The sequence below is a fragment of the Gemmatimonas sp. genome (genome assembly GCF_044376735.1).
GTDB lineage: Bacteria > Gemmatimonadota > Gemmatimonadetes > Gemmatimonadales > Gemmatimonadaceae > Gemmatimonas.
The window spans coordinates 1-12,974 of record NZ_JBILKJ010000020.1 but is presented as its reverse complement, the minus strand read 5'-3'; the positions used below and the strand labels follow the sequence as shown (position 1 = coordinate 12,974).

The 12,974-nt window shown below is 65.4% G+C and carries 14 protein-coding genes and 3 tRNA genes; 16 read left to right on the top strand and 1 reads right to left on the bottom strand.

Annotation, left to right across the window (positions count from 1 at the left end; all coding sequences use genetic code 11):
- The first annotated feature begins 55 nt into the window (after positions 1–55).
- From secD to murI, 6 genes are read left to right on the top strand one after another with little or no spacing between them, the layout of a single operon-like run.
- Entirely contained in the window at positions 56–1,729 is a 1,674-nt protein-coding gene (secD, locus tag ACIRA7_RS05145) for a protein translocase subunit SecD (protein ID WP_396219754.1), read from the top strand.
- Between the two features lie 7 nt (positions 1,730–1,736).
- Positions 1,737–2,747: a protein translocase subunit SecF gene (gene secF, locus ACIRA7_RS05140; RefSeq protein WP_396219753.1), complete on the top strand. Its 1,011-nt coding sequence runs from the start codon at positions 1,737–1,739 to the stop codon at positions 2,745–2,747.
- Positions 2,748–2,752: 5 nt separating this feature from the next.
- Positions 2,753–3,577, top strand: coding sequence for a TatD family hydrolase (locus ACIRA7_RS05135; RefSeq protein WP_396219752.1), 825 nt, complete (start codon positions 2,753–2,755; stop codon positions 3,575–3,577).
- Between the two features lie 23 nt (positions 3,578–3,600).
- On the top strand, positions 3,601–3,990 hold the full coding sequence (locus tag ACIRA7_RS05130; RefSeq protein WP_396219751.1) for a RidA family protein: 390 nt from the start codon (positions 3,601–3,603) through the stop codon (positions 3,988–3,990).
- Between the two features lie 14 nt (positions 3,991–4,004).
- The gene (locus tag ACIRA7_RS05125; protein WP_396219750.1) at positions 4,005–4,601 is read left to right on the top strand and encodes a hypothetical protein; all 597 of its coding nucleotides are present in this window, start codon (positions 4,005–4,007) and stop codon (positions 4,599–4,601) included.
- A 5-nt stretch (positions 4,602–4,606) separates the two neighbouring features.
- On the top strand, positions 4,607–5,428 hold the full coding sequence (murI, locus tag ACIRA7_RS05120) for a glutamate racemase (protein ID WP_396219748.1): 822 nt from the start codon (positions 4,607–4,609) through the stop codon (positions 5,426–5,428).
- On the opposite strand, the gene ACIRA7_RS05115 is transcribed toward murI, so the two are convergent.
- Entirely contained in the window at positions 5,342–6,145 is an 804-nt protein-coding gene (locus ACIRA7_RS05115) for a UDP-2,3-diacylglucosamine diphosphatase (RefSeq protein ID WP_396219747.1), read from the bottom strand. The two genes, murI and ACIRA7_RS05115, sit on opposite strands and share 87 nt — an antisense overlap.
- Before the next feature lie 129 nt (positions 6,146–6,274).
- Between ACIRA7_RS05115 and ACIRA7_RS05110 the strand changes: the two genes are divergently transcribed.
- The 10 genes from ACIRA7_RS05110 to ACIRA7_RS05065 all read left to right on the top strand — a co-directional run bounded on the left by ACIRA7_RS05110 (position 6,275) and on the right by ACIRA7_RS05065 (position 12,290).
- Positions 6,275–6,703 (top strand): acyl-CoA thioesterase, encoded by a 429-nt coding sequence (locus ACIRA7_RS05110; protein ID WP_396219746.1) that lies wholly within the window; start codon positions 6,275–6,277, stop codon positions 6,701–6,703.
- On the top strand, positions 6,693–8,567 hold the full coding sequence (locus tag ACIRA7_RS05105) for a peptidylprolyl isomerase (RefSeq protein WP_396219745.1): 1,875 nt from the start codon (positions 6,693–6,695) through the stop codon (positions 8,565–8,567). Before ACIRA7_RS05110 ends, ACIRA7_RS05105 begins: the two co-directional genes overlap by 11 nt.
- 31 nt (positions 8,568–8,598) lie before the next feature.
- Positions 8,599–9,306: a hypothetical protein gene (locus tag ACIRA7_RS05100; protein ID WP_396219744.1), complete on the top strand. Its 708-nt coding sequence runs from the start codon at positions 8,599–8,601 to the stop codon at positions 9,304–9,306.
- 34 nt (positions 9,307–9,340) lie between these two features.
- The gene (lptE, locus tag ACIRA7_RS05095) at positions 9,341–9,811 is read left to right on the top strand and encodes an LPS assembly lipoprotein LptE (RefSeq protein WP_396219743.1); all 471 of its coding nucleotides are present in this window, start codon (positions 9,341–9,343) and stop codon (positions 9,809–9,811) included.
- A complete protein-coding gene (gene rfaE2, locus ACIRA7_RS05090; RefSeq protein WP_396219742.1) occupies positions 9,808–10,293 on the top strand; it encodes a D-glycero-beta-D-manno-heptose 1-phosphate adenylyltransferase in 486 nt (161 codons plus the stop codon). Before lptE ends, rfaE2 begins: the two co-directional genes overlap by 4 nt.
- Positions 10,294–10,336: 43 nt before the next feature.
- Positions 10,337–11,071: a ribonuclease PH gene (gene rph, locus ACIRA7_RS05085; protein WP_396219789.1), complete on the top strand. Its 735-nt coding sequence runs from the start codon at positions 10,337–10,339 to the stop codon at positions 11,069–11,071.
- The gene (locus tag ACIRA7_RS05080) at positions 11,068–11,802 is read left to right on the top strand and encodes a non-canonical purine NTP pyrophosphatase (RefSeq protein ID WP_396219741.1); all 735 of its coding nucleotides are present in this window, start codon (positions 11,068–11,070) and stop codon (positions 11,800–11,802) included. Before rph ends, ACIRA7_RS05080 begins: the two co-directional genes overlap by 4 nt.
- A gap of 148 nt (positions 11,803–11,950) precedes the next feature.
- Positions 11,951–12,024, top strand: a tRNA-Pro gene (locus ACIRA7_RS05075).
- Positions 12,025–12,107: 83 nt separating this feature from the next.
- Positions 12,108–12,181 (top strand) — tRNA-Arg (locus ACIRA7_RS05070).
- Positions 12,182–12,218: 37 nt separating this feature from the next.
- A tRNA-Lys gene (locus tag ACIRA7_RS05065) sits at positions 12,219–12,290 on the top strand.
- The last annotated feature ends 684 nt before the right edge of the window (positions 12,291–12,974 follow it).

Here is a 12,974-nt window from a genome sequence, read left to right as displayed (position 1 = left end):
CGTTTCTCGCGTCGCTCCCCCGACGTGCTGACATTACCTCTGGCCACCGGCATCGATGGCGAACCTGAAGTACCGCATCCTGCTCATCGTGGGACTCTTCGCGGCCTCCGTGTGGGCCCTCTTTCCGCGCACCGTTGTCGAACGGGTGAAGCGCGATGGCGTTTTCGTGTATGACACGGTGCGTCGCGTGCCGCTCAAGCGAGGTCTCGACCTTCAGGGTGGCATGCACCTGACGCTCGAGGTCGACGAGTCCAAGCAGGCGGTCGCCAATAAGTCCGAGGCCCTCGACCGGGCACTCAAGGTCGTGCGTCAGCGCATCGACGAGTTTGGCGTGTCCGAACCCGTGGTGCAGAAGGCCGGCAGCGAGCGCATCATCGTGGAACTCCCCGGCATCGACGACCCCGAACGCGCACAGGACGTCGTGCAGAAGTCGGCGTTCCTCGAGTTCCAGATCACCGACAAGACGCAGGCGTTGGAAAAGGTGATGCCGCGCTTTGACGAGATCGCGAAGAGCGCTGGGCTCTCGGCGGCATCCGAAGCGAAGACGGGGGGCGACACCACGAAGAAGGCTGGCGCGACCTCGCTGCTTACGCAGAAGTCGGATTCCTCCAAGGACTCGACGGGTAAGGTGGTGGCCACCGCGGGCGCCGATTCGGCGACCGCGACCCCAGCTGCCGTCGTTGGCGGTTTGTTCAGCACCAACGTGCAGCCTGGACAGATCCCCGGTCAGTACATCGTGCCGGAAGCGTCGTATGCGGCCATCGAGCGCGCGCTTGCTTTGCCGGCCATCCAGGGCGCCATGCCGCCGGGTAAGGTCATGCGCTGGGGTGTCGACTCGCTCGTGTCCGGCACGCAGCGGTTCTTCGCCCTGTATGTGCTCGACTCGCGTCCGATCATCACGGGAGAAGTGCTCACCGACGCGCGTCCGTCCAGCGATCCGGTGGAAGGGAACGTCGTGCAGTTCACGCTGAACAACGAAGGCGCGCGTCGCTTCAAGGTCGAGACCGGCAAGCACGTCAAGGACAACATGGCCATCGTCCTCGACCAGCGCGTCGTGACGGCGCCGGTGCTCAACAGCGCGATCGGCCGGAATGGCCAGATCACGCTTGGTGGCGGGACGCTGCAGGCTGCGCAGGACCTGGCGCTCGTCCTGCGCGCGGGTGCGCTGCCGGTGCCGCTGAAGGTGGCGGAAGTGCGCAGCATCGGCGCCAGCCTCGGAGCCGACTCGATCAACAACGGCGCGCTCGCGCTCGCGGTGGCGTTCGCGCTGATCGTGGTCATCATGATCGGGTACTACCGTTTCGCCGGCATGCTGGCGGTCGCGGCACTGCTGCTCTATCTCGTGTACACACTGGCCGTGCTGGCCGGTTTCCACGCCGTACTCACGTTGCCCGGATTGGCTGGCTTCGTGCTCTCCATCGGCATCGCCGTCGATGCCAACGTGCTGATCTTCGAGCGCATCCGTGAAGAGCTCGACCATGGCAAGTCGAACCGACTCGCCATCGACGAGGGCTTTCGCCACGCGATGAGTGCCATCATCGACACCTCGGCCACCACGATTCTCTCTGGCATGGTGCTGTATCAGTACGGCACCGGACCGGTGCGCGGCTTCGCGGTCACGCTCATCGCAGGCCTCGTGGCCTCTCTGTTCACGTCGATCTTCGTGAGCAAGACCTTCTTCATGATCTGGCTCGGCCGCACGCGCGGCAACCAGACGCTGAGCATCTGAGGACGCCATGCTGCGAATCTTTCACAACACGAAGTATGAGTTCGTCAAGCATTGGCGCCTCGCTGCCGTCCTGACGATCGCGTTTATCGTGCTGGGTCTCGTGACCTTCGGTATCACTGGCGGCGTGAAGTACAGCATCGACTTCACCGGCGGTACGCTCATGCAGGTCCAGTTCAAGCAGGCGCCCGATGTCGCCGTCGTGCGAAGCACCCTCGATAAGGCGGGCATCACGGGCAGCGAAATCCAGCAGTACGGCACGGCCACGGAGTATACGATCCGCGCCCGTGACGAAAAGCAGGTGGAAGCGCAGGATGCTGGCGCCGAGGGTATTTCGAAGGTGATTTCCTCAGCCCTGGAACAACAGTTCGGCGCGGGCAACGTCACGGTGGTGCGCACCGAAGCGGTCGGGCCAAAGGTCGGCAGTGAGTTGCGCGCCGGCGCCTTCACCGCCATGCTCATCGCCTCGCTGTTTACGCTCATGTATCTCGCGATCCGCTTCGACTGGCGATTCGGCGCCGCGGCCGTACTCTCCACGGCGCACGATATCTTGCTCACGTTGGCGTTCATCAAGATGTTCAACGTCGAGGTGTCACTCACTGTGGTCGCGGCCATTCTCACGCTGCTCGGCTACTCCGCGAACGACACGATCATCATTTTTGATCGCGTTCGCGAAGATCTGAAGAAGCGATCGAAGGGCGAGTCCCTCGCGCAGGTACTCGACCGTGCTATTAACGAAACGTTGCCGCGTTCCGTCATGACGCACGCCACCGTACTTGCATCCACGCTCGCGCTGCTGTTGCTCGCCGGCGAGATCATCCGCCCGTTCGCCTTGGTCATGACGTTTGGCGTGTTCGTCGCCACCTTCTCGTCGATCTACGTGGCTGGTCCTTTCCTGATCTGGATCGAGTCGAAGTATCCCCGGACCACCTCCGACTCCACGAGCCGGGCTGTCAACGCGGGTACTGATGCCGCGGCCGGCAAGGGTTCGCGGAAGGCGGAGCGAGTCGCCGCGCGGTAACGCGCATGACCGTCTTCGCTGATAGTCATGTGCATCTGGCCGACCCCGCGTTCGCTGACGAAGCGGACGCGGTGATCCAGCGGGCCCGCGCAGAAGGTGCGCGGGCCCTTGTCTGTATCGGCGAGTCAGCCGCGACCGCGCGCCGCGCCAGACTATTGGCTGAGCGTCACGCCGGCTTCGTGTTCTTTACCGCCGGAGTTCATCCCCACGATGCAGCCTCGTGGGATGACGCAAGTGATCCGCAGGCGATTCGCGAGGCGGTCGCTCACGGTGCGGTGGCCGTCGGCGAGTGCGGCCTCGATACGCACTATGCTCATGCGCCGCGCGACAGGCAGATTCACGCCCTCGACGCACAGCTCGCGCTCGCCGCGGAATTGCAGAAGCCGATGGTGTTGCACACGCGAGAGGCCGAAGCAGATACCGCCGAATTCCTGAAACGGGCAGAGGCCGCGCGGGTGCGAGGCGTCCTCCACTGCTACACTGGCTCGGTGGCGCTCGCCGAGGCCGCCCTCTCCGTCGGTTGGTATGTCTCGTTCAGCGGCATCATCACGTTCAAGAGCTGGTCCGACGAGGCGCTCCTGCAAATGGTGCCGGGCGACCGCCTGCTCGTGGAGTCCGACGCGCCGTATCTTGCACCCGTTCCGCATCGTGGGAAGCGCAACGAATCAGCCTTCGTGACCCGCACGCTGGCCCGATTGGCCGTCGTCCGCGGGCAGGAGATCGACGATCTCGGCTGGCAGACGCTGCGCAATACCAAGATGCTCTTCGACCTGCCGGATGCGGTCGCGGACGCCGCCCTGCCGCCGGCCGCCGTGTCGGCACCGTTCTGATCACCCTTTAGCGCATTACACACATGTCCATCGAGACGCTGCACACCGACCATGCCCCGAAAGCGATCGGCCCGTACGCACAGGCGGTGCGAGCCAATGGGTTTCTGTTTACCGCCGGCCAGATCCCGCTGGATCCCGTCTCCATGGAGATCGAAACCGGTGACGTAACGGCGCAGACGGAGCGTGTTCTCTCGAATCTGTCCGCTGTACTCCACGAGGCTGGCGTGACCTGGAACGACGTGGTCAAAACCACCGTCTTTCTGAGAACCATGGACGACTTCGTTTCGATGAATACCGTGTACGCGCGTGTGCTCGGCGATGCCCGTCCGGCGCGCTCGACGGTCGCCGTTGCGGGGCTGCCACGAAATGTGAGCGTCGAGATCGAACTCGTTGCGGCTCTCCCGTCGCGCTGAGGAGTACCAGAAGAATGCTTCGACTGATTCCACGTGCGCTCGTTGGTCTCACGCTGCTGATTCCGGCGGGCTTGCCGCTGGCAGCGCAGCAGCGCGATTCCGTGTCAGCGAAGCCTGTTTCGCCCGTCGTCGTGCCCCCGGCTGCCGTGATGGCCCCACTCACACAGCGCGGTCGCTTCACGCCGCCGCTAACGCCGAAGCGGGCCTTCATGTACTCCGCCGCACTGCCAGGGTTCGGCCAGTCGCGCCTCGATCGCGGTACCTCCGGCGCGCTCTTCGCCAGTATCGAACTCGCGGCAATCGTGATGATGCGCCGGAGCCAGACGGATCTGCGTGAAGCGCGTCGCTATCTCATCGACTCCCTGCCGGATCAGTACGTGGTTTCACAAGATTCGCTCGTCAAGAACGGCGTCTTCACCAATGGCATTACCCGTGACCTGGTGAGAACACGGCGCTTGCACGTTGAAGATTGGCTTGCCGTCGTCGCCTTCAATCATCTGTTTGCCGGTGCCGATGCCTTCGTCTCGGCGCAGTTGTGGGACGTGCCCGTGGAGTTGTCGGCCTATCCGCGCCCATCGGGGGCCGTGTTTGCCGCCACCGTTCGCTTCTGAGCCCGATGCGGGCGTCGCAGCAGGCACCGATCGGCATGTTCGATTCGGGCATCGGCGGGCTCACCGTCGCGAACGCCCTCTCGCGACGCCTGCCTTCGGAATCGCTGCTCTATTTCGGAGATACGGCACGGGTCCCTTACGGGCCGAAAAGCCCCGACACCGTGCGACGCTATGCGCTGCAGATCGGCGAATGGCTGGTGCGCGAGGGGGTGAAGTGCGTCGTGGTTGCCTGTAACACGGCCACCGCACACGCACTCGATGTGCTCCAGTCCTCGCTCCCCGTGCCGGTCGTCGGTGTGGTCGAGCCGGGGGCTCGTGCAGCGGTGCGCGCCAGCCGCATAGGACCGATTGGCGTCATCGGTACCAGCGGCACCATTGCGTCTGGTGCATACACCCGGGCCATTCACCGGCTGTCATCACACGCCACCGTGCTGGCGGCCCCGTGTCCGCTCTTTGTGCCGCTCGTCGAAGAGGGGTGGGGCGATCACCCGGCCACGCGACTCATCGTCCGCGAGTATCTGGCGCCGATGCGGGACGCCCGGGTAGACACGCTGGTGCTCGGATGCACCCACTATCCGCTATTGGCGCCCGTCCTTGCCGCCGAGATGGGGCCTGCGGTCCGGCTCATCGACAGCGCTGAAGAAACGGCCGTCGAGGTCGAACGCATCCTCGCCGATCGCGGACTGCTGAACAATGCCGCCGGAGGGCACGCGCCAGAACCGAGGCACCGCTTCGTCGCGTCAGATGCGCCGGGGCACTTCCTCGCGCTCGGCCGTCGCTTCCTCGACGCTCCGCTCACCGCGGTGGAGTACCACGTCTTCACCTGAGTCGCGCCACGCGACCAGGGAGATCTGATCGTGCTCGATCAGCAGGTACTGTTGATCGAGATACCATGCGCCGGCGTTCGCGTACCACCCACCGCCCGCACGACGCAACATCGGAACGTGCGAGTGCCCGTGAATCACCAGATTCGGTCCGTCGGGAGTGGATAACGACTGCGATGCCACCGCGAGGAGACCTCGGCCCTCGTCGCCGGCGCGCCGAGTGCGGCTCGTGTGCGAGGAGGCCAGCGCGACGCGCGACGCCAGATTGGGATGCAGCATGCCGAAGGCGCGAATCGCCAGCGGATGGCGCAGCACACGACGGAGCCGCCGGTACGGCGCGTCTTCGACCTCGCGAAGCCCGTCTCCGTGGGCGAGTTCGGCCCGCCATGCCCCGATCGCGCCGGACCATGGGTGCAGGGTGTAGTGCGCACCTGTTTCGGCCATGAGGGCATCACCGCCCCAGCAATCATGATTCCCACCGATCCAAAGCACCGGGATACCGGCGTCGTGAAGGTCGGCGAGCGCGGCCAGTACCCGAAACCCTGTGCGCGGCATGGCGTGCCGCCAGGCGAACCAGAAATCGAACAGGTCTCCCATGATCACCAGCGCGCGAGCGCGCGCGGGCACATTGCGCAGCAACCGCAGCAGGGCACGCTCGGCGTCCGCCGAGGCAACGCCGAGGTGCGCGTCGCCGATGACCAGTGTCGGGGTATGGAGCACAGTTTGAGTCTAACCGTTTCGGGACGAGGCCACAAACGCACCGGGTCGCCGCTTGGCGCCTGTGCGGGGCAGGGGCATCTTCCCAGTTCCCCGTTTCGCTGGCTCGTGCCGGTGTCTCCAATGGCTGCCATGGTGTCCGAAACCATTTCCGAACTGCGCGTCCGCTACGCCGAGACCGACCAGATGGGCGTCGTGTATCACGCCAATTATCTGGTGTGGTGTGAGCTCGGTCGTACCGACTTCATTCGGGCCCTCGGGAAGTCCTACGCCGACTTGGAACGCGAAGGCGTGCTGCTCGCGGTGTCCGACGTCACCATGCGCTTTCACGCATCGGCCCGCTATGACGATCCGATCCGCGTGTATACGCGGCTCACATCGGCGGGGTCACGCGGGCTTGCCTTCTCCTATCGGGTAACGCGCGCCGATACCGACACCCTCCTCGTCTCGGCGACCACGGCGCTGGTCTCGATCGACAAGTCGGGTCGCCTCGCCGCGATGCCCCGGGAAGTTCGCGCTGTGCTCGAGGCGGCCGTCATGCCGGCGATCCATGCGCGCTGATCTCGCGGTGCGGCGGCGACTGCTGGCGACCGGCGTGGTGACCCTCAGCCTGGTAGGTGCCGGGTGTGTGAGCGCCAGTGCTGGCAGCCGAGGCGGTACCGGTTCACTGCGCATGGCGGCGCTGGACGTGCGCCACGATGCGCGGCTGATGGCGATGCTCGACGTCCGCCGCGCCGATACGCTCCTGATCGACACGCTGCTGCGTGATGCCGATCCCGATCGCCGAGCCCGAACGGCGCTGGCGATCGGACAGCTGCGGATGCGTGCCCGCTTCCCACAGCTGCGTCGATTGCTGACCGATGGCGATACGCTCATTGCAGCGAATGCCGCGTTCGCGCTCGGTGTCGCCAAGGATACACAAGCGGTGGCCGCCCTGGCGCGCGCGATCGGTGGGGCGCCGGATCCCGTCGCCCGGGAAGCGGCGTGGGCGTTGGGGGAGATTGGCGAGCCGTCGCGCACCGTGCTGGCGGTGGCATTGGGAGATGGACTCGCCGCACCGCTCCGCGCAAGCTCCGCCTCGTTGCGTACTGCCCACGTCCGCGCGGCGTTGGTCCTCGCGACCGTTAAATTGCGCCCGGCGCCCATCGCACTCGTCGTGCCCTGGCTCGCCGACAGTTCGGCGCAGGTGGTACGTTCCGCCGCGTATGTGATTGGGCGACTGCGGGCACCGGCGGGCGTACGCGCCCTACTCACGGTGCGCGCCCACCCCGATGAGGAGGTCCGGCAATACGTGGCACGCGCCATGACCCGGAACACGGTCGGCGATTCCCTGGCCGGGCCGGCTCGCGAGGCGCTGAACGCGTTCCTGCGAGACCCTGACTGGCGTGTGCGTGCGAACGCTGCCGGGAGCGTGTCGACCTTCGGGGCGTCCGCGCTTGTCGCCGTGGAACGCGGACTGGCTGACTCGGTCGTCAACGTCCGCATGGCCGCCGCCGACAGTCTGTCCGTCGTCTTCGGTCGCGATACCCTGCGCTGGCGTCGCGCGTGGGATCGCGACACGCTGCTGGCCGTACGCCGACTGATGCTGGGGCAGGCGCGACGCCTCACGCTGCCGCTCTTCGACGCCGAAGTGGCGACGTGGGAACGACACGCCGATTGGCGCTATCGCATCGCGGCGCTCGAGCATCGTTCTCGCGCCACAGCGGCCGACGACGTACTCGCTGCGGAGGCCTTCATTGGCGATGCCGATCCGCGGGTTCGCACCGCGGCGCTCCAGCGCGTGGTGAATGCGACTGACGATCGCGTCGCGGAGCGCATTCGCCGGCTCGCGGGGCAAGCCAGCGTCGATCGTGACTCGATTGTGCGTTCGTTGGGCCGGCGAGTACTCGCGCCGCGAGAGGCCGCCGCCTCGTCCTCGAGGCGGGTGATGCCGGACTCGCTGGTCGCGCGCCCACTGGTCGAGTACGAGGCACTGGTCCGCCGGTGGGGCGCGGTCGGTAGCCGGCAGCCCGTGGCCATCATCGAGACAGACTACGGTATCGTCACCCTCAGGCTCTATGGACGCGAAGCACCCTTGGTGGTCGAGGCCTTCGTGCGGTTGGCAGAACAGGGATTCTACCGGAACACCATCTTCCATCGGGTGGTACCGAACTTCGTGGTGCAGGACGGCGATCCTCGCGGTGACGGAACGGGTGGACCAGGGTTCGCCCTCCGCGAGAGCTTCTCTCGGCAACGGCACGAACGCGGCTGCCTCGGCCTCGCCACGTCAGGGCCAGATACCGGCGGAAGCCAGTACTACCTCTGCCACTCTAGTCAGCCGCATCTCGATGGGGCGTACACCGTGTTCGGAACAGTACTCTCCGGATTCGACGTCATGGATCGCATTGTGCAAGGTGACCGCATGCTGCGTATCCGCATCCAGTGATTCGCCCAACGTGCCGACGCCACCCGTAATCATGCCAGCACCGTCCCGCCTACCGACTCGCATCCGGACACCCGTCGCGGTGATCGCGGTCGTCGCGGCGTCACTGGCCGCGTGTGCCCCCACGGCGCGTCCGCTGGTTGGGGTACCGACCCGCGCCATCCTGCCGCCGACGCACATGGCGGCGGGGGCTCAGGTGCTCCGCTTCACCTGGGTGTACAAGGACGACACGTTCGAGGCGAACGGTGACGGGGCGGTGCGCGCGCAGGCACCGGATCGGGCGCGACTCGACTTTTTCCTCAAGAATGGGATGGCGGGCGGCTACGCCATTCTGCTCGGTGACTCGTTGTTCGTCCCCGGCATCGATCTGGTCAAGCGCCTGTTGCCACCTGTGCCACTGCTGTGGTCCAGTCTCGGACGATTGGCCTTGCCCCCCACCCGTGACACGACCGCGCGCACCGATGGCGACACCCTGCGTGCCGATCTGGGCGTGCTTCGGGGGCGCGACGCCTCTGGTGCCGACGGGCGCGCCTGGCGCCTGGCCTTTGGCGGTACGGCGCTCGCTCGGGTCGAACGGATTGAAGACGGCAAGGTCATCGAGTGGATGTCCAGGCGACGCGGGGCCAACGGGCAATGGCTCTTGCAGTATGTTCATGAGCGAGGCAAGCGGCGTTTGGCCATTGCCGTGACCGATACCACGACTGTCGAGGGATTCGATGACGCCATCTGGCGCCGTCCGTAGGATCGTGCGTGCCGGGCGGAGCGCACTTGCGCTCATGCTTGCGCTGTCGCTGGTGGGTGGCTGCTACGGATTCTCCGGCGGTGGCGGACTGCCCAAGCAGCTGAAAACCGTGGCGATCGAGCCGTTCGATAACCAGACCGCAGTGCCTGAACTCCAGCGCGAAGTCTTCGAGCAGCTGCGCGCGACACTCCGCGATCGCCTCAACTTGCGCGAGGCACCCGCCGCGCGCGCTGATGTCGTTGTGCGCGGTGCGTTGGTGAAGTACGACGTCGACCTGCCCGCCGGCGTCAGCGCTGATGGACGGCAGACAACCTCCACGCGGCGACGGTTGCTCATCGTGCTTGACGTCGAAATCATCGATCAGACGACCGGCCGCACGCTGCTCGCCAAGAAGGGACTGCAGCGCGAAGGGCAGTACGCCGAAGGAGGTGAAGCTGCCGGGCGCAAGAACGCGCTCGAAAGCTTGATCAATGATCTTGTGGAAGGAGTCCAGTCGCAGTGGTGACGCGCGAGGCCCCGCGGTACCCGTCGTCGAAGGTCATGACGCTGGACGCGGCTGCGATCTGGCGGCGCAGCGTGCACGGTGCCGTGGTATTCACCAACGGCGTCTTCGATCTACTGCATCCAGGGCACGTCGAGGTCCTCGACCGCGCGCGGCGCGAGGGGACGGCGTTGGTTGTTGGCGTGAACAGCGACGCATCGGTCAGGCGACTGAAAGGCCCCGAGCGGCCGATTCGCACGGCGGCCGAGCGGGCCAGCGTACTGGCGGCGCTCGAGGCCGTCGATGCGGTCGTGCTCTTCGAGGAAGACACGCCGATCGAACTCGTGCGCGCGATCGAGCCGGATGTCATCGTGAAGGGCGGCGATTACTCGCCGGATACCATCGTTGGCGCAGATCTTGTGACCGCGCGCGGAGGACGCGTGGTGGTCATTCAACTGGTCGACGGACACTCTACTACTTCCACCATCGAGAAACTGCGTGGCTGACGCTGCCGTGAATGGATCCGACGCAACGAACGACGAGCGCCCATTGCTCTCCACGCGCGTGGGACGCGCGAACGACGCCACGCGTCCGGTCCGCCTCGAGCGTGGCGCCGTGCCCTACGCCGAAGGTTCGTGCCTCGTGTCGTTCGGTGAGACACGCGTGCTCTGTGCCGCGTCGGTAGAGACCGGCGTTCCGGGGTGGCGGCGTGGGTCGGGTGAAGGTTGGGTCACCGCTGAGTATGCGATGCTGCCGCGCGCGACCAAAACGCGATCGTCGCGTGAGCGTCAGCAGGTCGGTGGACGCACGCAGGAAATTCAGCGATTGGTTGGCCGGAGCGTACGCGCCATGCTCGACGACTTCCGGTTCGGCGAGTTCACTGTGAAGGTGGACTGTGACGTGCTTCAGGCCGACGGAGGCACGCGCACGGCGGCGATCACGGGGGCCTGCGTGGCGGTGCACGACGCGTTCACGTGGATGGTGCAGACCGGCCGCATTCCTGTGTCTCCGGTGCGTCGACGCGTCGCCGCCATCAGCATCGGTCTCATCGATGACCAGCCGCGATTGGATCTCGACTATGAGGAAGACGTACGCGCCGGCGTGGATATGAACGTGGTGATGAGCAGTGAGGGGCGCTTCGTCGAGGTACAGGGTACAGGCGAACACGGCACCTTTGCTCGTGAACAGCTCGATGCGCTGTTGTCGATTGCCGTGCGCGGCATCGAGACGCTCGACGCCTTGCAGGTGCGGGTGCTGGCCGAGCCGTTCACGCCGCTGCGGTGAGTGAGCTGATCCCCTCGCCGCTGCCCGCTGGGGGCGCGGCGACGACAGGCCGCGTCGTGCTCGCGACCCGCAGCGTGGGCAAGGTGCGCGAGCTGGTCCCACTGATGGCCTCAGTCGGCGTGGAGGTCGTGACGCTCGCCGACCTCGGCCTACCGGAGTTGCCGGAAGAAGACGCGCTCGAAGCATTCGACACCTTCGAAGCGAACGCGCTCGCCAAGGCGCGGTACTTCGCGCGGCGGACCGGCGCGACCGTACTGGCGGACGACTCGGGATTGGCGGTGGATGCGCTCAGTGGACGGCCGGGCGTGCAGAGCAAGCGCTGGTCCGGTCGGAACGATTTGCATGGTGCCGCGCTCGATGCGGCGAACAACGCATTCCTTCAGGAGGCGCTTCGCGCGGCCGAGCGAGACGCCCATCTGGATGCCCAGCGCTCGAAATCGTGGTCGCGTCGGGGGCGGTATGTCTGCGCCGCGGCCTGCGTCTGGTACGACGGCACGCACTGGTGCGAGGCGGTCGCGCGAGGAGAGACGTCGGGCGAACTCCTTGCGGTCGAACGGGGGACCGGCGGTTTCGGGTATGATCCGTTTTTTCTGTCTGATGATCTGGGGGCGACCTTCGCGGAGGTAGGGCACGCCGAGAAGGTGCGTGTCAGTCATCGCGGTCGTGCCTTCGCGGCGCTGTTGCAGTGCGAGGCTGTTCGCACCTACTTCGAACATCGGGCAATGCGTTGAGCGCGGGGAGTTGGTACGCGCGCGCGAAAGCGAACGACGCGCCGGCCAGTGCGGTACCGGGGTGGTGTGTCTAGAAAGTGGCAACGGATTTTCGAGCCCCCGTTGACCTCGGCGCACCCGCGGGATAACATACGCGGCCGCTGATCTGCGGGGCGTAGCGTAGCCCGGTATCGCGCCTGCTTTGGGAGCAGGAGGTCGCCGGTTCGAATCCGGCCGCCCCGATCTCGTGGTAGGACATGTCAGGTGGGGCGGATCCTTCGTGGATCTAGGGTCTGGACCCCGTGTAGGGGCCAGCGGCAGAGCAGGCGCCAGTAGCTCAGATGGATAGAGCGGCAGCCTTCTAAGCTGTTGGTCGGGGGTTCGAGTCCCTCCTGGCGCGTCACGTTGGTCTTGCACGCGGTATCGAGCACAGGATCGCACCCTTAGCTCAATGGTAGAGCAGCTGACTCTTAATCAGTAGGTTCTAGGTTCGAGTCCTAGAGGGTGCACTTTTGGTCGGGCTGGTGTTATGCTACCGGTCCGGATGGAAGCGGTTCGTTGCAGTGCTTCGATGTTCGCATCGGGCACCGTTTGAGGTTCGGCGCAGTAAGGCTCTCTGAGTTTCTGCTGTCGTTGTCAGGCTGGTTGGTTCTTGGTCAGTTGGTTGCTGGTGATGTTGTCTGGCAGGCTCCATTGGGAGCTCTGCGCTGCACGCTCATCGTTGCATCGACCGAATACGAGTTCTCTTCTGGATACTGCCGGGTATTTCACCCGGACCTCGCCGACGCGTAAATGCGTTGGCCTGCGACGACCGCCTTCAGCGGTCGTCTTTTTTTTTTCGCTGGAGCGTAGTGCACTTAGTGGACGGTTTGAGGGGTTGCGGAATACTGATCGAGCTCGCATACTTCCGACCCCGCCGTACAAACGGTGCAATTTTGCTAGCGGCGGGTGTTCGAAGTCAGTCTTGGGCAGCCGTAGTCAGCGCCTGTACGTCGCGCGGCTCGGTTGAGAGAATCGGGGTTGACTAAAGGCATCGAACTAAGTATGTTTCGAGGCTGCCACCTAAGTGGTGGCGGAAGTGAAAACGGTAACTGACGCAACCGCAAGCGGTTGCGCGGATATAGCAGGGACGAGTCATCGCTGTTTGACAATCGAAGTTCGAGATCGATGGATGTGCGGGACGGTATCGTTGA